The following is a 23,047-nucleotide window of genomic DNA, read 5'->3' as shown; positions in this document are numbered from 1 at the left end:
CGATCATGTTCATTCGATAATATCTCCGCGCAGGATGTATTTGCATACGGCCACCGTACTGATGAAGCCAAGCATGGCGATCAACAGGGCCGACTCGAAATAGGTCTTGCTGTTGAGCCACAAGCCGAGCAGTACGATCAGCGCGATGGAGTTGACGTACATGGTGTCCAGCGCCAGAACCCGATCAGGAAGATCAGGGCCAATCGTCAGGCGGTAAAGGTTCATCAGCAGGGCCATCACCACTAGCGCTAAGGTGATGTAGAGCGCAATACTCAGCATTCGTAGATCTCCTTGAGCGGCCGTTCGTAGCGTTCGCGTATTTGCTCAATGAGCGCTTCTTCATCATCCACGTTCAACGCATGAATCAGCAGGGATTTGCCGTCCATCCGCAGGTTGGCCGAAACGGTGCCGGGGGTCAGGCTGATCGTGCTGGCCAGCAGCGTGATGGTAAACCGCTCCTCTAGCATCAGCGGATACTCGATGAAGTGTGGCTTAAGCTTGCGCCATGGATTGGCGATCAGATACGCCACCTCGAAGTTGGCGGTGACGATATCGCCCAACACCCGCAGGCCAAAACGCAGCAGCATCATGGGCTTACTGATGCGTGGCCGGGCATCCCAAAAGCGGTGGGTCAGCAAAGGAATCAGGATAGCCAGCGCGCCGCCCAGCACGAACTGGCCAAAGGCGTAGCTGCGGACCAGCAGCAGCCATACCAATAGCAGCAGTATCGACAGCACCGGGGTGGGCAGCCATTTGCGAGGGGTAATCATGGCGTCTCTCCTGCATCGGGCAGCAGCGTTTCGATCAGTTGTTGCGGGTTAGCGAGCTGCTCGCCGGTGGCTTGGGTATAGCTACTGACCGGCCCGGCGAACGCCACCAGTAAAGGCGCAGCGCTGAGTAGCCAGAGCATGCCGAACCACTGGTAACGGGATAGCGGGCTACCGCTTGGGCTACCCCGGTGGCTGCGCCAAAACAGCGTAGAGCCCGCGCGGGAGAGTGCGATGAGCGAGGCTAGGCTGGCGAGCAGCAGCAGTGGCCATAACCACACGCGCTGAGTGCTTTCTGCCGCCACCAATACCATCGCTTTACCCAGCGCGCCTGACAGTGGCGGCATACCCACCACGGCAATCGCACCGATAAAAAAGGTGATCGCCAGGGCATTACCCTGAACCAGCGGGCGCCCTTTGACGATGCGTGTACCTGGCTTGCCGCGCTGCAGACCAATCATCTCAGCCAGCAGGAACAGGCCACCGGTGACTAGCGTGGTATGGATGAGATAGTAAAGCAGAGCGGAGGTGGCCTCTACGGAGCGCATGCCGACGCCCGCCAGTAGTGTGCCCACCGAAATCAGCACCAAGTAGGCCACCAGCAGGCGCAGGTCGCGAGCGGCCATCACGCCCACGCCAGCAGCGGCCAAGGTGGCTAGCGCTAGCCACCACACCCAAGGCTGCTCAAGCGCCACAAGGCCCCCTGCCTGCTCGCCAAAAATCAGCGAATAGACCCGCAGAATGGCGTAGATGCCCACCTTGGTCATGATCGCAAACAGCGCCGCCACCGGGGCAGGGGCTGCGGCATAAGCGCGGGGGAGCCAGAAATAGAGCGGTAAAATGGCAGCTTTGAGGCCAAAGACGACCAGCAGCATCAGCGCACCTGCGGTCACTAAGCCCTCACGCTCGGCGGGCAGGCTAGCGAGCTTATCGCCCATATCCGCCATATTGAGCGTGCCGGTGGCCCCATACAGAATGCCTACGGCAATCAAAAATAGCGACGAACCTGCCAGGTTAAGCACCACATAGTGAACGCTTGCCTGAATGCGCGCCTTGCCGCCACCGTGCAACAGCAGCGCGTAGGAGGCCAACAACAGCACTTCGAAAAAGACGAACAGGTTGAACAAGTCGCCGGTCAAAAACGCACCGTTGATACCCAGTAGCTGCCACTGAAACAGGCCGTGGAAGTTGCTGCCTTTTTCGTCGTCTCCACCGCAGGCAAACACCACGGCGCCCACGGCTAGAAGGGACGTGAGCAGCACCATCAGCGCGGAGAGGCGGTCGAGCACCAGCACGACGCCAAACGGTGGCTGCCAGTCGCCTAGGGCGTAATAGGTGATCTCACCGCTGGCGGCTTGGCGCACCAGGGCAATCGACACCAGCAACAGAAGCAGGGTGGCAATAACGCTCACAGCTCGCTTGTAGTGCACCAGCCCCTGGCGCTGGTAGAGCAATAAAATACCCGCGACCAGCGGTAGTACCACGGGCAACACAATTAGATGTTGAATCATTCGCGGTCTTCCTTTTTACCATCCACGTGGTCGTTACCCACTTCGCTGCGCGCCCGCATGGCAAGAATGACGACGAACGCCGTCATGGCAAAGCCGATGACGATAGCGGTGAGAACCAGCGCCTGGGGCAGCGGGTCGGCGAACTGTGAGTCTTCGTTCACCAGCGCGGCACCATCCGTCGTCAGCCCGCCCATGGAGAACAGGAACAGGTTGACCGCATACGAGAGCAGTGTCAGGCCCACGACGACCGGGAACGTTCGTCCCCGTAGCGTCAGGTAAAGGCCGCAAGAGGTTAAGATACCCGTGGTAATGGCATAGAGCATTTCCATTAGTGGGATTCCTTTTCATTCGGCGTGTCGTGGGTGTCTGACGTCTTCGGGTCGGTCACCGGGCGGTGCGGTGTCGTCACCTTACCCAGGTTGGCCAGAATCATCAGCGTGGCTCCCACCACCGCGAGGTACACACCCAAGTCAAACAGCAGGGCCGTGGCAAGCTCGAAGGTGCCAATCAGCGGCAGGCTGAAATACCCAAACGACGAGGTCAGGAAGGGGTAGCCCAACAGCCAGCTGCCTAGGCCGGTGAGCGTGGCAATCGCTACACCCACCACGGCGACCGGCTGGAAGGGGAAGTTCAGGCGCTCTTGTGCCCACTCAACGCCCCGCGCCATGTACAGCAGAATCAAAGCAACAGCGGTAATCAAACCGGCAATGAAGCCACCGCCGGGCTGGTTATGACCGCGTAGGAAGATGAAGGCCGACACCAGCAGCGCCAGTGGCAGCAGCGTCATCGAGATGGAGGTCAGAATGGCCGGGTAGCGATCCGGTGACCAAACACGGCCTTCGCCGTCGCTGTGGGGCATGAACAGACGCAAGCGGTTGAGCAGCTTGAATATCGCGAGACCCGCAATGGCCAGGACGGTAATTTCGCCCAGGGTATCGAAGCCACGGAAGTCGACCAGAATTACGTTGACCACGTTGTAGCCGCCGCCACCGGGTTTGCTGTTCTCGACGAAGAAGTTGGAGATCGAGAGCGTTTCGCGGGTCATCACCGCGTAGTTCAAGCTAGCGACCACCAGCCCCAGCGCACCGGCCAGCAGAATATCGCGCACGTTACGCATCGGGCTCGATTCGGTAGGGGTTTTTTGCGGCAAGAAGAACAATGCCAGCATCAGCAGAATCATCGTGACGACTTCCACCGAAAGCTGGGTCAAGGCGAGATCCGGGGCCGAAAAACGCGCAAAAGTGAGCGCTACGAACAGACCGACCACCGACAGCATCAACAGTGAAATCAAGCGGTAGCGGTGAGTCGCTGCGGTGGCAACCCCACCAAAAATGAGCATGCCTGCGCCTAGCAGCACCACGCCGTCGATGGGCTGATTGCCTTTGCTACCGGTCAATTCTTGAATACCGGCAAGGCCGATCAGTCCCATCAGCAGGGCGGCGCCCAGTAACCATCCCATATAGCGCTGTAAGGAGTTACCTTCCAGCTTGGTAATGATCTGCTCGGCGCGGTAACCCACGGTGATGATTAGCCGTTCGAACACGCGGCGCGCATCCACACTGGCGAAGGGCTGCACGAAACGGCGCAGATCGGCATGACGCCAGTACATGGCAATGCCTGCGGCAAAGGCCAGCAAGCTCATCATCAGCGGCAAATTCACGCCGTGCCAGATGGCGAGGTGGAACGACAACGGTTCGCCCAAAACGGCTTGGGTGGCTAGCTCTAGAATGCCTGTCGCGAAAAAGGCGGGGAATAGCCCCACCAGCACACAGAGCGTCACCAGCAGTTCCACGGGCAAGCGCATCAGGTGGGGCGGCTCGTGGGGGGATTTAGGCGTTTGCTCGCGGGCCGGCTTATAGAACACCGCATGAACCAGCCGCAGCGAGTACGCGACGGAGAGAATGCCGCCCAGCGTTGCCAGTGCGGGTAGCACCCAGCTCAGACCGCCGAGTACCGGAGTGGCGAGCGTTTCGGTAAAGAACATCTCTTTCGAGAGGAAACCGTTAAACAGCGGTACCCCCGCCATGGCGGCGGCGGCCAAGGTGGTGAGCAGCGCGGTGACCGGCATCGCTTTTCTGAGCCCGCCAAGCTGCTTCAGCTCTCGGGTGCCGGTTTCATGGTCGATGATGCCCGCGCTCATGAACAGCGCCGCTTTAAAGGTAGCGTGGTTCAGAATGTGGAACAGCGCCGCCAACACGGCCATGGGGCTGCCAATGCCCAGCAGGACGGTGATCAACCCCAAATGGCTGACGGTCGAAAACGCCAGAATGCCTTTCAAGTCGGTTTTGAACAGCGCAAACCACGCGCCGTAAAGCAGCGTGATGGTACCTACCAGCGGCACGACCACGCTCCACAATGCGCTATCCGCAATGGCGGGGTGCAACCGCGCCATTAAGAAAATACCCGCTTTCACCATGGTGGCTGAGTGCAGGTAGGCAGAGACGGGCGTAGGGGCTGCCATGGCGTGGGGGAGCCAGAACTGGAAGGGGAACTGCGCTGATTTGGTGAAGGCGCCCAGCAGCACAAGCCCCAGCATCAGTGGGTAGCGCGGATCCGTCACGATGGTCGCGCCGCTGGCCAGCACGTCATCCATGCGATAGCTACCGGCCATGTCGCCCAGCAGCAGCAAGCCTGCAAGAAGCGCTAGCCCCCCTGCGCCGGTCACGGTCAGCGCCATGCGCGCGCCTTTACGGGCATCGCTGCGATAGGACCAAAAGCCAATCAGCAGGAAGGAGGAGAGACTGGTCAGCTCCCAAAACAGCCAGAGCAGGATGAGGTTGTCGGACATGGAAATGCCTACCATCGATGCCATGAACAGCATCAGGAAAGCGTAAAAACGTCCGAAAGGCTCATCGCTTGCCAAGTAAAAATGGGCATACAATAGGATCAATAGCCCAATGCCCAGAATGAGCAGGTTGAAGAGCAGTGACAGGCCATCGAGACGAAACGCAAGCTCCAGGCCGAGGGTGGGCATCCAGTCGGCCGCAAAACGCAGCGCCTCGCCCTCCAGCAAAGCAGGAATTTGCAGTAGCGTGAGTAGCAGTGCCGTTGCTGGCAATATGCCCGTGGCGAGCGAGCACCAAGTGCGGCCGCGTTGGGCAGTCAGTGCCGGCACCAGTACGCCCAGTAACGGCAGTAAGGCGATCCACAGCAGTGTCATGAGGTCATCCAGCGCAAAAAATCAAAAAAGTCGCCAGAGCAACGAGGGTTGCCCTGGAGGCGAAGATACATCAAGTGAAACAACAGGATATCACTTGTATGGAAGGTGTGTGATTTTAGTATAAAGTGTTGACGTTAACCGTTGAGAGACTCCTTGTTCCATGAGTGAACCCTTCAATACCTGGCAGGCCCGTTTTGAAAAGCTGCGTAGCAACAAGCTGTTCGAAGGGCTGGTCATTTCCATCATCGTGATCTCGGCGCTGGTCATTGGCGCGAAAACCTACGAAGAAACCACTCGTATCGAGCAGTGGTTGCTCTACCTCGATGTGGCCGTCACGGTGTTCTTCCTGGTCGAGATTTTGATCAGAATGGCAGCAGAGCGCAACTTAGTCAGCTTTTTTAAGAAGGGCTGGAACGTTTTTGACTTCTTGATCGTCACCGCCAGCCTGATTCCCATGGATGACTCGGAGATGGTGCTGTTAGCGCGGCTGCTGCGAATTTTCCGTGTGCTGCGCTTGGTGTCGATGATTCCCGAACTACAGATGCTGCTGGGCGCGTTGGTCAAATCGATTCCCCGCATGGGCTACGTGGTGCTGCTCATGTTTATCATCTTTTATATCTACGCGGCGTTGGGCAGCTTTCTCTTCCACAACGTGGATGAGTTTTTGTGGGGCAACATCTCCATTGCCATGTTGACGCTGTTTCGTATCGCGACGTTCGAGGACTGGACGGACGTGATGTACGCCACGCAAGAGGAGTATGCCTGGAGCTGGGTGTACTACCTGACGTTCATTTTTCTCACGGCATTCATTTTTCTTAACATGATGATTGGCATCGTGTTGGACGTAATGCAAAAAGAGAGCGCACAGCTCGATACCGATGACGAGGAGGGCGATCCGGCGCAGCTGCAGGCGCTGCGTGGCGATGTCCACGCGTTGAAAGCACAGCTCGATCGCATGGAAGCCGCCCTGGCGGAGCGACAAGGGTCTTCTATTTCCTCTCATCGCCCTTCCGATTCTTCTACAACCGATTAACGATAGGAGCGCCGCTATGATGCTGTCCGACCCCTCCAAGAAGTATCGCCCCTTCGTGGCCGTGGATCTGCCTGATCGACAGTGGCCAAGCCAACGTATCGACACGCCGCCCATCTGGTGCAGCGTGGATCTGCGCGACGGCAACCAGTCGCTGATTGACCCGATGGATCAAGAGCGCAAACAGCGCCTGTTCGACATGCTGTTGAAGATCGGATTCAAAGAGATCGAGGTGGGCTTTCCCTCTGCATCGCAGACCGATTTTGATTTCGTTCGCTCGCTGATCGAGCAAAACAAGATTCCCGAAGACGTGACCATTCAAGTGCTGACCCAAGCGCGTCCGCACCTGATTGAGCGCACCTTCGAAGCGCTGAAAGGCGTCAAGAACGCCATCGTGCACGTTTATAACGCCACCGACCCGATGTTCCGCCGGGTGGTGTTCAACGTGGATAAAACCGAGTGTATCCAAATTGCCGTGGATGCCACCGCGCAGATTCGCGATTTGATGGCGGCCAACCCGGAAACGAACTGGACCTTCCAGTACTCACCCGAGCTATTCACCACCACGGAGATGGAGTTCGCGGTCGAGATCGTCGAAGCGGTGATGGACACTTTTGGCCCCAGCGTCGACAACAAAATGATCGTCAACCTGCCAGCCACGGTCGAAGTCGCTACGCCCAACAACTACGCTGATCAGATTGAGTGGTTCTGTCGCCATGTCAAAAAGCGCGATACCTTGATCGTCAGCGTTCATCCGCACAACGACCGCGGCACCGGCGTTGCGGCTGCCGAACTGACGCTAATGGCGGGGGCAGATCGCGTCGAGGGCACGCTATTTGGCAACGGCGAGCGTACTGGCAACGTAGATATCGTCACGCTGGCGATGAACATGTATACCCAAGGGGTGAACCCCCAGCTCGATTTCTCCAATATCACCCCGATCATGCGCGAAGCCGAGTACTGCAATCAGCTGCCCGTCCACCCGCGCCATCCATATGTGGGCGACTTGGTCTTTACTGCGTTCTCAGGCTCGCATCAGGATGCCATCAAAAAAGGCATGGCAGACCGTCGCGCCCATCCAGAAGCGCCGTGGGACGTTCCCTACTTACCCATCGACCCTTTGGACGTAGGCCGCAGCTACGAAGCGGTTATCCGCGTGAACAGCCAGTCAGGCAAAGGCGGTATCTCTTACCTGTTAGAGCAGGAGCAAGGTATCGAGCTGCCCCGCCGGCTCTCCATTGAGTTCAGCCAAGTGGTGCAGGAAGTGGCGGACCGCACCGGTAAAGAGATCACCTCACAAATGATCTACCAAGCCTTTGCCGATGAGTATTTAGAGCAGCGGTCACCGCTGGCACTGGTGAATCACCGTCTTTCCTCCGAGCCAGATAGCCCAAAAGTTGCGCTAGAGGCCATTGTCGAAAACGGCGGCCAGCGGCAAACCCTGACCGGTGAAGGCAACGGCCCGCTGGCCGCGTTCATCAAAGCGCTGGTGGCGAGCGGCCAAGAGGTCGAAATCATTGACTATCACGAACACTCCCGCGGCCAAGGGGCGGATGCCGAAGCGATCGCGTACGTGGAAGTACGCATTGATGGCAAAGCCGTATTTGGCGTAGGTACCGATGAAAGCATCACTAGCGCCTCCATGAAAGGCGTGCTAAGCGCCATTAATCGCCACTACTCGACGCAGCCTGCGGCGGCCAATGTGACGGCGGAGTCGTTAGGGTAAATGCTCAAACGGCCTTGGCTGTTCATCGTATTAGTCGCCATGGTCCTGGCGGGGCTGCTCTCGCTGACGGCCTCCGATGATCCGTTTGAAGAGACGTTGGTACGCTTGGAAGTAGAGCGGGCACTGCCCGCTCTTGAGCCCACGCTGCAAGAAGAGTCTGCTGAGATCAACGCACTGTTTCTTCACTATGCGTCGGATCAAGCGCTATGGATGAGCGCCGCGTTGGCGATATTGCGTCACGGTGATATCGCTCGAACCACGCTTCTCGATTATGGGTTATCGCCCCAATTCCAACAGGTGCTGGTGCGCTTCGGAGCGGATGCCGTGCTGCCTATCAGCTACTTCCGCGATCACGACGTGACGACGCTGCGCGCTCAGCACTGGATAGGAGAGCGCTATCAGCAAGTCAGCCGCTGGTGGGGCGATGAGCCATCGGATACCAATGAGCTAGGTGACGCAGACGTAGAGGCGGCTATGGCCGAGCTAACCCCTTTGAGGCGTGGCCAGATGGGTATCGCGTTACTCGACAGCAACGGCCACGGGCTGCTTAACCAGTTTGTCGTGGATGACGAAGGCAACGTGGCGTGGCTGCAAGGGGAGCGTCTGGTATCCGGAGTAGGTGATTTCTTTACCAGCGGTCTACGTGACTTAGAAAGCCAGTGGCGGCGTGGCGAGGCAATAGGCGCAAGCGATTTGGGCTGGGCGGGTGTTGATCTGCTGGTAATGGCCAGTGCCGTGAAAGTGCTACGCGCTGGAAGAGTCGCTCGTACGGCTCGTGTGGGTGGCGTCGAGGCACAGGCCGTTCGCACGGGTGTGCGTCAAGGGGTCGTAGCCATGAGTGGGCGCTTCGCAACGCTGCCGCGCATGGCCAAAGTTGCAGCGGTAGTCGGCACGGCTTATGTGGTCATTCGCCACCCCAGCCTGGTCAGTGCACTGGGCGCCCATCTATCTCACTGGCTAGGCTGGCCAACGTGGCTCGGGCAGTTTCTTGTCTGGTTGATTGTACTGTTGCCAGTCTTGTTTATTGCCCGATTCGTTTACCGCTGGTTACTGACGCCGCTGCTTTGGTTATTGGTACCTTTGACGCGACTGTGTTTAAAGGCTGCTCACCATGCTCCTGTGAAGTGGCCACATAGAGCAGTGGAGTAGCTGGGTTCAATGGGCCTATGTGCAGCATAGGCCCATTGCGTTAGCGTTAAGATTGACGTGTTAACCACTCTCGCCAGCCGCCAAACTCAGTAATATCCTCTGCGTTACCGCTTTCATTGAGCGCACCTGCGGTGCAAATAAACCCACACTTCCAGCTACCGTCGGCAAGCTCTACCTGACCTAAGCCTAGTGGGGCGGGGATGCCAGCCAAAAAACTACCCAGCGTCTCGCTCGGTAATCGCCAGACCTCGACTTCGATTGACTGGCCGTGGGTGTCCCGCACCATTGCTGGACGCTTGGGTGGCCCGCCTGCTAAGGCAAATAGCTTATAGCGCGGTGCGCTGTGGGTAGTGCTAACCAGTACGCCGCCGCGTTCGGTGAGCTGGTGGTTAAGCGGTAAGCCTTGCAGATGCGCACCGCATACAACCAGCTCCATTGTGCCATTTTGGGCCATGGTGAAGGGCTCGGATAATGCCGGGTGGGCAACACCGGTGGCACCCAGCGGTAGCATGAGGCGTGTTTCTAACGCGCGGGCGAGGGACAGCAGCGTTAAGTCGTCGAATGCCCGCCCAAATAGCGTGACGCCCACGGGCAGTTCTTGCTCGGTAAAGCCTATCGGCACCGCCAGAGCACTGTAGTCGAGCAGGTTCATAAAATTGGTCCAGGTGCCTAAACGCGAGTTCACGCCAATAGGATCTGCTGCCACTTCTGCCTTGCTGGGGTGCATGACTGTCGTGGGCGAGAGCATCACATCCACCTGGCCGATGAGTGCATCGGCTTGGCGCTTGAACTCCGCAAGCTTATAGCGCGCATCGAAGGCATCCACGGCCAGTGGCGTAGACCCTCCTTGGGTAATTTTAAACGTGACTGGATGTACAGCCTCCGGGTGGCTCTCCATCAACTCATGAATCACATGGTAGCGCTCGGCGACCCAGGGCCCTTCGTAAAGTAGTCGTGCCGCAGATAGCAGAGGCGAACAGTCCAGCTCGACTTTTATTCCGCCAATAGCTTCCAGCTCGGCAATCGCTTGGTGCATCCCCTTGGTGTACGCCGCGTCGGTTTGCCATTGAGATGCGAGTGGTACCCCAAAACGAAACATCTTGGGCGCTGTGCCGTAGCGCTTACCGTGCACGGAGAAGCGGTGTTCCCGAGACCAAGCGCACTGATCATCATAAGTAGCGGTAATACTGAGCACTTTCTCGGCATCGTCAGCGATGAAGGTAAACAGGCTAATGGTGTCGAGCGTTGCGCAGGCAGGAACTACACCGCGAGTACTCAGCAGGCCAAGGCTAGGCTTGACGCCGTATATATTATGAAAACAGGCAGGCACACGCCCAGAGCCTGCCGTATCGGTACCCAACGCAAAACTCACCATACCTGCTGCGGTGACCACCGCCGAGCCGCTGCTGGAACCCCCGGGAATATAGTCGGGGTTAAAAGCATTGGTAGGAACACCGTAGTCACTCAAAGCGCGCTCACCGACCAACCCGGTCGCAAACTGATCCAGGTTGGTTTTTCCCATGGGGATGGCACCCGCATCGATCAGTTGCTGCACTACAAAGGCACTTTCAGTCGGTGTGTACGCATAGGCTGGACTGCCTGCCGTGGTAGGGATGCCCGCCAAGTCGATGTTGTCCTTTATGGCAAAAGGAATACCGTAAAGCGGTAGCGTCTCAGGCGATTCTCCTTCTAGGCGCTGTAAATAGGGTGCCAGCTGTTTACGGTCCAGGCGTGTTATCCAGGCAGGGTCTTTGTCGTAGCTATCGGCCCGTGCGAGTAGCTCGTCAATTAATGCAGTGGGCGTTAGGTCACCTTGCTGGTAGGCGGCGTGGAGGCTTGCAATATCCAGTGATATCGAGAGCGCCATGGTTGGCTCCTTTAAAGTGGTATCGTCGCAGAGTTGGCTGATGAGTGTCGTGTTTCGTTTATAAAGCGCCCCTGTCGCCAGGGCTGTGTCGAAAGCTCAATTCGCCAGCCTTCATGGTGGCGTTGGCAGTAGTCGAAACAGAGGCTGGCGCGCCAGCGAAGGTCGTCGGTGTTGGCATGGCTGGGCAGGGTGAACGGGTGCTGGGGAGTGGCTGCCGATTGACGAGGGGTAATCGCAATGGCGTGATCACCCAGCGCTAGCCAGCGCAGGCGACCCAGCGCATCGATGCGAATCGTCTCTTTTGCATGTGGGGCAGTGAACCGCTGCCAGTGCTCGACGTAATGCCCAACCGGGTGCTGCTCTTCAATCGTGTGATCATTTAGCCAGCGCAGCAGGCCAACATCTTTTTCCAGACTGGGGCGGAGATCCTGAAAACGGTGCCAAGTGCATACCCCGTCCTCAATCTGGGTTAGGCCCGCAAAGGCCGTCAGGCTTGCCAGCCACTCAAGCTGCGATCGGCTGCACTCTTCAAGGCTTTGGATGCCGCTGAAGTTGGGTGCGTCAGTGGGGATACGTAGGTCGGCATGCCACTGGTGGCCCTGCAGCCATACCACTTGAGTGGTGGTATCAGTGACGCGGTAGGGCGGTGTATGGGGCTCTGCATAGAGCATACGCTGCCAGCCCCCTGGGTACTGCTCGGGTACGATGGGAAGCGGCATCGTCATCGATTCGTCTCCTCGTTGCCCGGCGCCTTATGCTTACCATGTTGTCCCAGACTACCCACTTCCCGGGCCCCTTCGGGGAGCGCAATTTCACCCTTCGCCAAGCGCTCGCGCAGGTAGCGGAAGGTTTGGATGGTTTGGGCGAAGAGGTGGTCGCCTGCTTTTAGTGCTGAGTACCGGGCTTTTCCGTGGCGAGCGACCAGCTCGGGGAGCGGTTCGACCACGGTGTGGTAGTCACAGGCGAAAAACAGCGGGAACGAGTAGCGCTCCTCTTTTACTTTGCGTACTCGATGAGACGTGGCGACAAATTCGCCGTTGCTCCAGATCTCTAGCATATCGCCAATATTGACGATCAACGCGCCCTCCTTGAAAGGTACATCGATCCACTCGCCTTTCCCATTCATCACCTCAAGCCCTGGCGCGGTAGGCAGTAGCAGGGTAAAGCACTCGTAGTCAGTGTGGGCGCCAATGCCTTGGGCATCCTCAGCATTAGGGTTATAAGGGTAATGGATCATGCGCAGCTGACTGGGCGGCTTATTGACGTGCTGAAGCAGTTGCTGGGGAGCCAGCCCCAGCGCCATAGCAAAGCCGCCCATCAGTGCGCGCCCGACGTGGTACGCCGCGTCGTAATAAGCGGCCACTGGATCCTTGAAACCATCAAGGTCAGGCCAGGGATTAGGGCCGAGCAGCGGCGTTCCGGCCATCACGTCCGGGTCATCGCTAGGTAGCTCGAAAGCGAGGTCGAAAGCCTCTTTCATGTCGGGCTTGGCTGGGTCTGGCGATTCTTCGCCGGGCGGCACATAGCCGCGATGGTGGTGGTAGAGGCCGATGTAGCGCTCCATTTTGATCGCTTCAGACTGAGCGAAGAAACGCTTGGCCTGATGAATCAGGCCTTCGCGCAGTGAACCATCAATACCATGGCCCACCATTTGGAAAAAGCCCACGTCTCTGGCGGCGCGGCCCAGCTCAGCGGCGACCTCGCGGCGTGCCTGTTCATCCCCGTGCAGCAGGGGATGAATGTCGATAATGGGGATCTCCTGAAAGGCTGCTAAGCGTTGGTCTGCGGCAGGCGTATTCATGCGTCAGCCTCCTCTTCTTGGGTGAGCACCACCAGAGGTTGGCCGGGTCCAATGGCTGCACCTTCGGCAAGCGGCAGCCTAGCAACACGCCCAGCGCAGTGGGCCGTGACCTCTACCTCCATTTTCATCGACTCCACCAGCGCCACCGGCTGACCGGCGTCTACCTGCTCCCCCTCCCTGACCAGCAGTTTCCACAGGCTACCGGTCACTGGGCTTTCGATACCCAGTTCATTTTCGTCCAGGATGTCGACTTCTGCGCTAGCTGGTGCTTGGTCTTCAAAGGTGAACTGGCCGTTGGCGCGCCAGGCTGCCATTTCTGCCTGGAAGGCGGCCTCGCGCTTAGTGCGAAATGCCTCGATGGCGTCGGCGTTTTTATCGATATCGGCTTGGTAGTCGGCCAGTTTGAAGCGGGCCGTTTCAATAGGCAGCTCGAAGCGCCCGTGGGGAAAGTCACGGCGAATTTGCTGTAGCTCTTCGTGGCTGACTTCATAAAAGCGAAGTTGATCAAAAAAGCGCAGCAGCCAAGGGTTATTGAAGTGCTGTGTGGTGCGGTAACGGTTCCACATTTGCAGCGTGCGGCCAACGAACTGGTAGCCGCCGGGGCCTTCCATGCCATAAACGCATAAGTAGGCGCCGCCAATACCCACCGAGTTTTCCGCCGTCCAGGTACGGGCGGGGTTGTATTTGGTGGTGACCAAGCGTTGGCGCGGGTCGAGGGGTGTCGCGACGGGCGCTCCCAAATACACATCCCCTAAGCCCATCACCAGATAACGGGCGTTGAAGACGATATCGCGCACTTGCTGTTCGCTTTCAAGGGCGTTGATGCGACGAATAAAATCTAAATTACTGGGGCACCAGGGAGCATCTGGGCGTACGCTGCGCCGATACTTGTCGATAGCTTCCTGGCAGGCGGGGTCATCCCAGGAGAGCGGTAGATGCACGACCCGGGACTCCACTTCCAGTGATTCAACATCTACCAGCGCCTGCTCGGCTTTTTGTAGGTGGGCAAGCAGCTCGTCAAGGTTCAGCTCCAGCGGTTCGAAATGCACTTGCAGCGAACGTATACCGGGCGTTAGCTCTCGAAGCCCTGCAAGCGGATGTTCACGCAGCCATAGCATCCAGGCGTGTACGCGAAAGCGTAGCGCGATATCCAGCTCCATCGCACCGAACTCAATGAGCAGGAAATCATCCCCGGCGCGGCGGTATACGATTCGCTCCCCGGCCTGCTCGGCTGGGATGTCGCGCAGGATCGGGGTGTCTCGTTCTGGCTGAATATCTTCAACAGGGTTCGCTGTGAGGGTTTCCAGCTGGGCGAGCTGGCGCTCTTCTAGTGTGCGGGCGGTGGCGAGACTCACCGGGACAAAGCGGACCTTGTCACCAGCGGTGAGTTGTCCCAGCTTCCAGCGTTCAGCGCGCACCACGGTGGCCGGGCAGACAAAGCCACCCAGTGACGGGCCGTCCGGGCCAAGAATGACCGGCATGTCGCCGGTAAAGTCGATAGTGCCAAAGGCGTAGGCGTTATCGTGAATGTTGGAAGGGTGGAGTCCTGCTTCACCGCCATCCGCCCGTGCCCACTCTGGGCGTGGGCCAATCAGCCGTACACCGGTGCGGCTGGAGTTGTAGTGCACTTCCCACTCGTGGTCGAAGAGGCGTTCGATATCGCTATCGGTGAAAAAGTCTGGCGCGCCGTGGGGGCCATAAAGCACGGCAATTTCCGTCACGCTTTCGGAATCGTTGCCAATGGTGGGGGCTAGCGCGCTATCCAGCGTGTGTGAGGGCGCAGGCATCAGCGTGGGCAGCTCCAGCATATCGCCGCTGCGCAGTGCCCGCCCGCCATGGCCACCAAACTGGCCTAACGTAAAGGTGCTGCGAGAGCTCAGATAGCGAGGGCATTGAATGCCGCCGCGTACTAGAAGATAAGCGCGTGCCCCAGCGGTGGCCTTGCCTAACGTAAGCGTGGCACCGGCCGGCACATCAATGACTTCCCAGTGATTAATGGGGTTGCCATCCAGCGAGGCGGGCAACTTGGCGCCTGCTAGCACGACCTGTGTGGCCCGGTGAAAGCGCAGCGTGGGGCCCTGGAGGGTAATTTCTAGGCCAGCGGCATCCGTGGGATTGTCGAGTAGGCGATTGCCAAGGCGAAACGACCAGTCATCAAACGGGCCGGAAGGCGGCACACCCACATCCCAGTGACCCTGGCGACCGGGAAAGTCCTGAATCGTGGTGAGCGTGCCAGGAGCGATCACTTCCATGGCGGGAGGTGCCCACGCCAGGGTGGTAAGCCAGTGGGTGTCGATATCCGCCTGCTGAAAGCGCTCGGCACGCAGCACGTGGGCAAGCCAGCTGCGGTTGGTGGCGATGCCATACACACTGGCGTTGTCCAGGGTATCCGCCAGCTGTGCCGTCGACTGCTCGCGGCTTTCGGCATGGACCATCACTTTGGCTAGCATGGGGTCAAATAGCGGTGACACTTCCAGGCCTGCCTCAATGGCGTGGTCGATGCGCAGGCCGCTGGCTTCAGGAAAGATGACTTCTGTCAGTAGCCCGGCGCTGGGGCGAAAATCGTGAGCGGGGTCTTCGGCGTACAGACGTGCCTGTACGGCGTGACCAGTGGGAGAGAGCGTCTGGGCAAGTGTTTCCAGGCGAGGGAGCTCTCCGGCGCCGAGCTTTACCATCCATTCGACGATATCGACGCCGTAGACCAGCTCGGTGACGCCGTGCTCCACCTGTAGGCGAGTATTAACCTCCAGAAAATAGAAAGCTTCACGCTCGGCGTCGTAAATGAACTCGACGGTTCCCGCGCTGCGGTAGTTGACCGCTTTGCCTAGTTGCACCGCCGTGGCGTGCAGTGATTGGCGCACGGCTTCGGGGAGATTCGGGGCCGGGCACTCTTCCAGTACTTTTTGATGGCGGCGCTGGGTAGAGCAGTCGCGTTCACCGAGGGCGATAACATTGCCCTGGCCATCGCCAAACAGCTGTACTTCCAGATGGCGGGCACGTGCGATATAGGCTTCCAGGAAGACACCGCCATCGCCAAAGTTGCGCTCGCCAAGGCCTTTCACTGACTCAAAGGCGCGTGCCAGCTCCGTCTGAGAGTGGCAGACCTGCATGCCGATGCCACCGCCACCCGCAGTGGATTTCAGCATGACCGGGTAGCCGATTCGTTCGGCGGCCTGTTGGGCCTCTTCGAGGGTCTCCAGCAACTTTGAACCTGGCACCAGCGGTACGCCTGCCTTTTCGGCGAGTGCGCGAGCTTCGTGCTTGAGGCCAAACTGCTGTATCTGCTCGGCAGTGGGGCCTAGAAAGACGAGTCCGGCGGCATCGCAGGCGGTAATAAAGCGCGTATTTTCCGAAAGAAAACCGTAGCCGGGATGGATGGCCTGGGCGCCGCTTTGTTGGGCGATAGCGATCAGCTTGCCGATGTTCAGGTAGGTATCGCTGGCCGCCCCCTCACCGAGTGAGTAGGCCTCATCGGCTTGATGCACATAAGGGGCGTCGCGGTCGGCATCGGCGTACACCACCACGCTTCCCACGCCTAAAGCTTTAAGCGTGCGTAGAATACGGGCGGCAATCGCGCCGCGATTGGCAATCAGGACTTTGCTAAACGTTTTATGGATGGACATGGCACTGCCTGCAAACAAAGGCGGGTCGTCCCGCAGGTTGTTTGGCCTTCTAGGGTCGTCCCTAGGGCGAATTACTTAACCCCAAATCAGTAGCTCGATGGGCGTGGGGTTGTAGCCGTTGCAGGGGTTGTTGAGCTGAGGGCAGTTGGAGATCAGCACGATGACATCTATTTCAGCGACCATTTCCACATACTTGCCCGGCGCGGAAATACCGTCTTCAAACGTCAGCCCGCCGTCAGCGGTCACCGGTACGTTCATGAAGAAGTTGATGTTGTGGGTGATATCCCGCTTGCTCAGGCCATACTCTGGGTGGTTGGCGATGGCCTGCATCCAGTTATCCCGGCAGGAGTGCATGTGGCGCTTTTCCAGGTCGTAGCGCACGGTGTTGCTTTCGCTGGCGCAGGCACCGCCTAGGGTATCGTGGCGGCCGCAGGTGTCGGCGGTGAGGGTAAGCATCGTGCGGCCTTCGCTGGAGATCAGCTTTGAGCCCGCCGTGAGATAGACCGCTCCCTGTTCGCGAACGGTATCCATGGCGCTGTAGCGCTCGGCGGTGTCGTCGGCGCTGAAGAACAGCGTGTCAGCCGCTTGGTTGCCTTCCAGGTCTAAAATCCGCAAGGTTTGGCCCTGCTTCAAGGTGCCAATATAGTGATCGCCCGCATTAACGGTAGTGCGGCTAAGCGCGTTTTCGGGGCGTAAGGTACTCTCGATAATCATGGTTTTCCCCTTAAAGGCCGAGGTGGTATAGGCGGTTATTGGCAAAGCCACGGGCGTTTTCTGGCCGTGAGCAGTAGCAAGGATCGTCCTCTGTTGGTGGCTCAGCCGTACCTAACGCGATATCGACGCCACGGCGCGGGTAGTCAGTGGCAGGGTCCAGCGGGTGAGGGCAGGTATGCAACAACACGAGGGTATCCATCTCGAAGCGCAGCGTGACGCTGTTGCCCGGCTGGCAGTGGTTGCTGACATAGTGCAGCTTGCCTTCGTCATCGCTCTCGACGCGAGAGAACAGGTTGAGATTGGCAGCCATGTCTCGGCGGCCAAGCCCATACTTGGCGAGTTCGACCAGGAAGGCGTCGAAGCCGGTGCGCGTCCAGTCATTGTGGGCCTGCTGGTAGCTCACTGGCTGCCAGCCTTTGGCCAGCAGGTGTTGGGGCAGCAGGTTGCCGCCAACGCTGTCGTGCCAGCCAAGATCATCATGCGTGATCGAGGCAAAGATGCGGCCCATGTCCGAGTAAAGGCAGTGGCCTTGGGTCAGTTTGAACGTGTGCTGGCACTTCAAGGTGTCCGGCAGGTTTAAGCGCTCCAGCAGGTTTTCTGGGTTGTAGCAGAGTAGCCCTACGTTGGTGTCAGCTTGCTCGGCGGTCAGGGTTAGCGTCGCGCCGCGACGTAGGCGAAGGGACCAGTGGTGCCCGCCGGGTAAATGGGTGGTGTAGTACGGTTCGCTATTCATGGCAGCGCTCGTCATAGCAGCGTCTCCTGAGTGTGGGTTTTCAAACCGCCCTGATGAAGTGCTTCCGTCAAGGCTGTCGCTGGACGGTCTCTCGAAATGGGCAGATCGTAGGTAATGGTGGCGCCATAGGCTTCTGGGGCTTGAGGGTCTTGGCGGGTTTTGTCGAATACCCATAGACGTGTGCCCAGCTCAAAGGCCTCTTTTAGGTCGTGGGTGATCATGAAGATGGTGAGCTTCTGCTCTTGCCAAAGTCGCGTGATCAATTCGTGCATGTCCTGGCGAATGCCGGGGTCCAGGGCACCAAATGGCTCATCCAGCAACAGCATGCGTGGCCGCATCATGAGCGCCTGGGCGATGGCTAGACGTTGCTGCATGCCGCCGGACAGCTCATGGGGATACTTATTAAGCGCGTGACTTAGGCCCACTTCTTCAATACGTGCTTTGGCTTTTTCAATGGCGCTACGTTTGGCAGTGCCAAAACTTTTTCCAAGCAGCTTGGCACTATGCAGCTCATCGGCAATCATCACGTTGCCCAGCACGGTCAGGTGTGGGAAGACGGAATACTTCTGAAACACCACGCCACGGTCTGGGCCGGGTTCGTTAGGAATGGGCTTGCCATCTAATAGAAGGTTGCCTTTTGAAATGGCTTCGGTGCCTAGCAGCATCTTTAAAAACGTGGTTTTACCGCAGCCAGAGGCGCCTACCAGCGTGACAAATTCTCCTTGCTCGACGCTGAAATTAAGATTTTCAAGTACGACGTGATGGCCGTAGTGCTTTTCTAGGCGTTTGGCGGACAGTAGGCTCATGATTTGTCTCCTTCGCCCGAGTGGTACCAGGGAAAGGCAAGGCGCGATGTCCAGGCGAGAATCTGGTCAAGAAGGAACGCCAGCAGCGTAATCCACGCCACGTAGGGCAGAATCACGTCCATCGACAGGTAGCGGCGAACCAGAAAAATGCGGTAACCAAGCCCCTCTTGGGCGGCAATTGCTTCAGCAGCTATTAAAAACAGCCAGGCGCTGCCGAGTGCCAAGCGAGTGGCATTCAGTAGCCGCGGCGTGAGTTGAGGCAGTAACACCCGCAGCAGTACCTGCCAGGAGCTGGCCCCCAGGGTTTGTGCTTTGATCAGCTGTTCATCGGGAAGCCGCAGCGCGTGGCCTTGCAGGTCGCGAATCAGAAACGGCGTCACCCCGATCACGATCAACGCGATCTTGGCGGCCTCACCGGTGCCAAAGGCGATGAAGAGAATCGGAAGTATCGCCATCGGAGGGATAAGCGACGCGACGGTGACCAGCGGTGAGAGTTTGGCGCGGATGAGCGGAATGCCGCCGTTTAAAATACCCACTACGAGGCCGATGAAAGCGCTGATCGCCACGCCAATGAGAATTCGCTCCAAGCTGGCGAAAGTGTCTGTCCATAGAACGATTTGGCCTGTGCGTACGTTTTCTGCGGTGGCCAAATGATAAAACGAGCTTGCCATGGTGGCCGGAGTGGGCAGTAGCCGATCATTAGGGTTCTCGGCCAGTCGGGCATTGGAAAGGCTCAGGTAAACCATGACCAATAACAGGAAAGGCAACAGTCCCAGCAGCCATCTGCTCCCTCGGGATGGGGCTAGATTAATGAGTCGCTTCATGGCGGATGTCCATCGAAGATAAAAGCAGAGGGAGCAGCCGTGGCTACTCCCATGGCGCTAGTTACTGAGCGTCGAGGTAAGCTTGGGTAAAGCTGGGGTCGAAGCGCAGTTGCACGTTGCTCTCGTCTCCGAAGACGCCACTGGGTGTCTCAATGCCGACGACTTCTGCGTTTGGTGCCATGTCGCCTAGTAGGCCGTGCTGGAAGCTGAATTCAGCCACTCGCTGCATGGTGTCGAGTAGCTCCGGGCTTTCCATGAGCGCGATGGCTTCGGCGGGGTCGGTGTAGAGGTAGGTGGCGGCAAGTTGCTGACGATAGCCGTCAATATCAGTGCCAGCGGCATCTGCCATGATGCCAAGCGCATTTTCATCATCTGCCTCGATGAGTCCCATCACTTCATACCAAGCGCCTACCAGGGCATGACCCAGTGCCGGGTTATCCGCCAAGGTTTGCGTATTCACGACCATCATGTCGAGTATCTCGCCGGGGATCTCAGCCGAGGTGTACACCACGTTGCTATCCGCCATATCCTTGATGGCACCTAACTGGGGGTTCCAGGCAGCGACGGCTTCTGTGGTGTCGCTCGCGAACAGGCCGACGATATCCGCATCGGACGTATTCACCGTTTCGATATCGCGTTCAGTCAAGCCAACACTTTCGAGAGCACGGGCCAGAAAGTAGTGAGAGACGCTGAATTGAACGAGATTGACCTGACGGCCCGCAATATCGGCTAGGTTATCGCTGCCTTTCAGCACGATGCCATCATTGCCGTTGGAGTAATCGTTGATAATCAGTGCGGTGGAGTCGACGCCGCTGGCCGCTGGAATCGTTAGAGCATCCATGTTGGTCATGGCACACCCATCGACGTTGCCAGAAGTGAACTGATTGATGGATTCCACATAATCATTCACCTGCACGACATCGATACTAATGCCGTATTCGTCGGCCCACTTATCGACCACGCCTTCTACATCGGCATAGGCCCAGGGCATCCAGCCAGCATAAATCGACCAGCAGACGCTGAAGTCGCTGCGTTCTTGCGCTTGGGTAGGTGTGATCGTCAAGGATGATGCTAGTAGCGCCGCGGTCAGCGGAGCGAGGGACAGGCTTTTGAGGGCAGAGCGGTTGGAACGGGTCATGAGAGCCTCCAGCGGCTAAGAAAAAACTCAGGGGCATCGGCGCATCACTGTGCCTTATCCTCCCGGGCTTTTATCCCGCCGTGTAACCTTGCGCTTGCAAGGTCGATCGCTCTCGGTCCAGCCACGTCCATCGGGGGCATATCGTTAATGGCGTCGGAACCCTAGCGATCTATTGGAAACTCGATTGTGTGGCAGCGAAGGCAGCCAATACCCCATGTGTAACACTTAACTACACAGCAAAATATTGGCCGCCATCGAAAAAGGTTTTTTATTTTAAAGGGTTATCAAGTTTTTAATGCTTCTCTATACGTTGAGTGCTCGCACGATGCTTTATCGTGGTGCGCAGATTTACCGCGACGCACCACAATCACACAAACCCATAGCGTAACGCTACAAAGGCGTTTTGCTCATCTTGCCTGGCACTTCGCGTACCAGCCTCGGCATGAGAAAGCCGGGCAGGTGTTCCAGCAGCGCTTGTATGAGCGCTTGCGCCTCACTGTCCGGCACGTCAAAGTGCGCGGCGCCCTGGACCGGGTCGAGCACGTGCAGGTAGTAGGGCAGCACGCCTGCTTCAAACAGCCGTTCCGAGAGGACCGCGAGGGTGGGGACGCTGTCGTTGATGCCCCGTAATAGAACGCTCTGGTTTAGCAGCGTGACGCCTGCCTGTTTCAAGCGCGTGCAGGCATCCAACACGGCTTGGTCGATCTCGTTGGCGTGGTTGATATGCAGAACGACGACTTTTTGTAAGCGGGTGCTACCCAGCCAGCCAAGCAAACTTTCATCCACGCGGTCGGGAATGACCACGGGCAAGCGAGTATGAATACGCAACCGTTTCAGGTGAGGAATGCTTTCTAACTGTTTGACCAGCCACGCCAACTGCCGGTCGCTGGCGGCAAGGGGGTCGCCTCCGGATAGGATCGCCTCGTGAATCGTGGTGTCGGCACGCAGGTAGTCCAGCGCTTCCTGCCACTGAGCGCGTGAAGGGGAGTTCTCGTGATAAGGAAAGTGGCGGCGAAAACAGTAGCGGCAGTTGATCGCGCAGGCTGGGCTGGCAATCAGGAGTACACGATTCGCATACTTATGGATCAGTCCTTTGACAGGGCGATGGTCGGCCTCTTCTAGCGGGTCGGTCACGTAGCCAGGCGGCGCGGCGGCTTCGTCACCCGTTGGTAAGATTTGGCGTAGCAGTGGATCATTGGGGTCGTTTGGTACAATGCGCGCCAGATAAGCGTCAGGGACGCAAATCTCGAAGAGCCCATGCCCGGCCTGCGCGCCCGCCAGCCACGCTTGGCTCAACCCCAGGCGTTGGCAGAGTACGGCGGGGTCGCGAACGGCTTGGGAAAGCTGGCGCTGCCAGGCGCTCTGAGTCTGGGCAGCGGCCTGCTGAGCAGCGATAATGATGTTCTCCTGCAAAAAGCCCTCCTTCGGGTTATCATGCGCGCACTTAGCGACGACGCTGCGATTGGCAGCGTGATGGGCGAGTAGGGTGTCTCACGGCCCATACTGAAATAGACGATTGAAACAGACCATTGAGAGGCATTATGGCGAACTATTCTACCAACGAATTCAAAGCAGGTTTAAAAGTAATGCTCGACGGCGATCCTTGTTCGATCGTCGAGAACGAGCTGGTGAAGCCGGGCAAGGGCCAGGCGTTCAACCGCGTCAAGCTGCGTAACCTGATGACTGGTCGTGTGGGTGAGCGCACGTTCAAGTCGGGTGACTCTTTGGAAGGCGCTGACGTCATGGACCTCGAGATGGAGTACCTCTACACCGACGGTGATATGTGGCACTTCATGAAGACCGACGGCTCTTTCGAGCAGTATGCGGTAGAGAAAAAGGCTCTCGGTGACACCGAAAAATGGCTCAAAGAACAGGTGCCGTATACGCTGACGCTTTGGAACGACAAGGCGATCTCGGTCACGCCGCCCAACTTCATCGAGTTGGAAGTGGTCGAAACCGACCCCGGTTTGAAGGGCGACACGGCGCAGGGCGGCTCCAAGCCTGCCACGCTCTCTTCGGGTGCCGTGGTTCGCGTACCGCTGTTCATCAACCAGGGTGAAGTGCTGAAAATCGACACCCGTTCTGGTGAGTACGTATCACGCGCTTAATCGCGCGATGATAAAAGCGACCGATCCAGTCGCTTAAGCATTTCATTCATAAAGCCACGCGATACTGTTGCGTGGCTTTATGTCGTTAGG

At 58.1% G+C, this 23,047-nt stretch carries 19 protein-coding genes and 1 riboswitch; of the genes, 4 read left to right on the top strand and 15 right to left on the bottom strand.

The features are described from left to right. Nucleotides 1-9 precede the first annotated feature (9 nt). The 5 genes from AB6K10_RS16100 to AB6K10_RS16080 are packed head-to-tail and all read right to left on the bottom strand — an operon-like array spanning nucleotide 10 to nucleotide 5,438. The gene (locus AB6K10_RS16100; protein ID WP_066317677.1) at nucleotides 10-279 is read right to left on the bottom strand and encodes a K+/H+ antiporter subunit F; all 270 of its coding nucleotides are present in this window, start codon (nucleotides 277-279) and stop codon (nucleotides 10-12) included. Beyond that, entirely contained in the window at nucleotides 273-770 is a 498-nt protein-coding gene (locus AB6K10_RS16095; RefSeq protein ID WP_159342614.1) for a Na+/H+ antiporter subunit E, read from the bottom strand. The genes AB6K10_RS16100 and AB6K10_RS16095 overlap by 7 nt, the downstream gene beginning before the upstream one ends. Beyond that, nucleotides 767-2,278: a monovalent cation/H+ antiporter subunit D gene (locus tag AB6K10_RS16090; protein WP_339119285.1), complete on the bottom strand. Its 1,512-nt coding sequence runs from the start codon at nucleotides 2,276-2,278 to the stop codon at nucleotides 767-769. Before AB6K10_RS16090 ends, AB6K10_RS16095 begins: the two co-directional genes overlap by 4 nt. Then, nucleotides 2,275-2,607: a Na+/H+ antiporter subunit C gene (locus AB6K10_RS16085; protein ID WP_253015902.1), complete on the bottom strand. Its 333-nt coding sequence runs from the start codon at nucleotides 2,605-2,607 to the stop codon at nucleotides 2,275-2,277. The genes AB6K10_RS16090 and AB6K10_RS16085 overlap by 4 nt, the downstream gene beginning before the upstream one ends. Continuing rightward, the gene (locus AB6K10_RS16080; RefSeq protein WP_285263429.1) at nucleotides 2,607-5,438 is read right to left on the bottom strand and encodes a monovalent cation/H+ antiporter subunit A; all 2,832 of its coding nucleotides are present in this window, start codon (nucleotides 5,436-5,438) and stop codon (nucleotides 2,607-2,609) included. The genes AB6K10_RS16085 and AB6K10_RS16080 overlap by 1 nt, the downstream gene beginning before the upstream one ends. Nucleotides 5,439-5,598: 160 nt before the next feature. On the opposite strand from AB6K10_RS16080, the gene AB6K10_RS16075 reads away from it, so the two are divergent. Genes AB6K10_RS16075 through AB6K10_RS16065 form a run of 3 tightly spaced genes read left to right on the top strand, consistent with a single transcriptional unit; the run spans nucleotide 5,599 to nucleotide 9,343 of the window. After that, nucleotides 5,599-6,471: an ion transporter gene (locus tag AB6K10_RS16075; protein WP_339119284.1), complete on the top strand. Its 873-nt coding sequence runs from the start codon at nucleotides 5,599-5,601 to the stop codon at nucleotides 6,469-6,471. Nucleotides 6,472-6,487: 16 nt separating this feature from the next. Then, nucleotides 6,488-8,194, top strand: a complete 1,707-nt coding sequence (gene leuA, locus AB6K10_RS16070) for a 2-isopropylmalate synthase (RefSeq protein ID WP_339119283.1) — start codon at nucleotides 6,488-6,490, stop codon at nucleotides 8,192-8,194. Then, nucleotides 8,195-9,343 (top strand): hypothetical protein, encoded by a 1,149-nt coding sequence (locus tag AB6K10_RS16065; protein ID WP_339119282.1) that lies wholly within the window; start codon nucleotides 8,195-8,197, stop codon nucleotides 9,341-9,343. It abuts the gene before it with no gap. A 46-nt stretch (nucleotides 9,344-9,389) separates the two neighbouring features. Here the strand turns inward: AB6K10_RS16065 and atzF are convergent, their stop codons facing one another. From atzF to epmB, 10 genes are all read right to left on the bottom strand, one after another. After that, on the bottom strand, nucleotides 9,390-11,210 hold the full coding sequence (gene atzF, locus AB6K10_RS16060; protein WP_339119281.1) for an allophanate hydrolase: 1,821 nt from the start codon (nucleotides 11,208-11,210) through the stop codon (nucleotides 9,390-9,392). An 11-nt stretch (nucleotides 11,211-11,221) separates the two neighbouring features. Continuing rightward, nucleotides 11,222-11,935 (bottom strand): hypothetical protein, encoded by a 714-nt coding sequence (locus tag AB6K10_RS16055; RefSeq protein ID WP_339119280.1) that lies wholly within the window; start codon nucleotides 11,933-11,935, stop codon nucleotides 11,222-11,224. Then, a complete protein-coding gene (locus AB6K10_RS16050; RefSeq protein ID WP_339119279.1) occupies nucleotides 11,932-13,011 on the bottom strand; it encodes a 2-oxoglutarate and iron-dependent oxygenase domain-containing protein in 1,080 nt (359 codons plus the stop codon). Before AB6K10_RS16050 ends, AB6K10_RS16055 begins: the two co-directional genes overlap by 4 nt. Next, nucleotides 13,008-16,634, bottom strand: coding sequence for an urea carboxylase (uca, locus tag AB6K10_RS16045; RefSeq protein WP_339119278.1), 3,627 nt, complete (start codon nucleotides 16,632-16,634; stop codon nucleotides 13,008-13,010). The genes AB6K10_RS16050 and uca overlap by 4 nt, the downstream gene beginning before the upstream one ends. 75 nt (nucleotides 16,635-16,709) lie before the next feature. Next, entirely contained in the window at nucleotides 16,710-17,348 is a 639-nt protein-coding gene (locus AB6K10_RS16040; protein ID WP_339119277.1) for an urea amidolyase associated protein UAAP2, read from the bottom strand. Between the two features lie 10 nt (nucleotides 17,349-17,358). Continuing rightward, entirely contained in the window at nucleotides 17,359-18,096 is a 738-nt protein-coding gene (locus AB6K10_RS16035) for an urea amidolyase associated protein UAAP1 (RefSeq protein ID WP_339119276.1), read from the bottom strand. Then, entirely contained in the window at nucleotides 18,093-18,887 is a 795-nt protein-coding gene (locus tag AB6K10_RS16030) for an ABC transporter ATP-binding protein (protein WP_305946636.1), read from the bottom strand. The genes AB6K10_RS16035 and AB6K10_RS16030 overlap by 4 nt, the downstream gene beginning before the upstream one ends. Continuing rightward, complete coding sequence (locus AB6K10_RS16025; protein ID WP_253015925.1) at nucleotides 18,884-19,711, bottom strand: ABC transporter permease; 828 nt, start codon at nucleotides 19,709-19,711, stop codon at nucleotides 18,884-18,886. The genes AB6K10_RS16030 and AB6K10_RS16025 overlap by 4 nt, the downstream gene beginning before the upstream one ends. Nucleotides 19,712-19,772: 61 nt before the next feature. Further along, entirely contained in the window at nucleotides 19,773-20,849 is a 1,077-nt protein-coding gene (locus tag AB6K10_RS16020; RefSeq protein WP_339119275.1) for a putative urea ABC transporter substrate-binding protein, read from the bottom strand. Between the two features lie 57 nt (nucleotides 20,850-20,906). Beyond that, a riboswitch (guanidine-I (ykkC/yxkD leader) is annotated at nucleotides 20,907-21,025 on the bottom strand. 214 nt (nucleotides 21,026-21,239) lie between these two features. Beyond that, nucleotides 21,240-22,262 carry an EF-P beta-lysylation protein EpmB gene (epmB, locus tag AB6K10_RS16015; protein WP_159342608.1) on the bottom strand — a complete coding sequence of 341 codons (1,023 nt, stop codon included), beginning with the start codon at nucleotides 22,260-22,262 and terminating at the stop codon, nucleotides 21,240-21,242. 128 nt (nucleotides 22,263-22,390) lie between these two features. Here epmB and efp point away from each other — a divergent pair, with 128 nt between their 5' ends. Further along, complete coding sequence (gene efp / locus AB6K10_RS16010) at nucleotides 22,391-22,957, top strand: elongation factor P (RefSeq protein WP_139527117.1); 567 nt, start codon at nucleotides 22,391-22,393, stop codon at nucleotides 22,955-22,957. Nucleotides 22,958-23,047 lie beyond the last annotated feature (90 nt).

Source organism: Halomonas sp. BMC6 (genome assembly GCF_964204995.1).
GTDB lineage: Bacteria > Pseudomonadota > Gammaproteobacteria > Pseudomonadales > Halomonadaceae > Vreelandella.
Note: the sequence above shows the minus strand (reverse complement) of the source record. Positions and strands in the feature narration are given on the sequence as shown.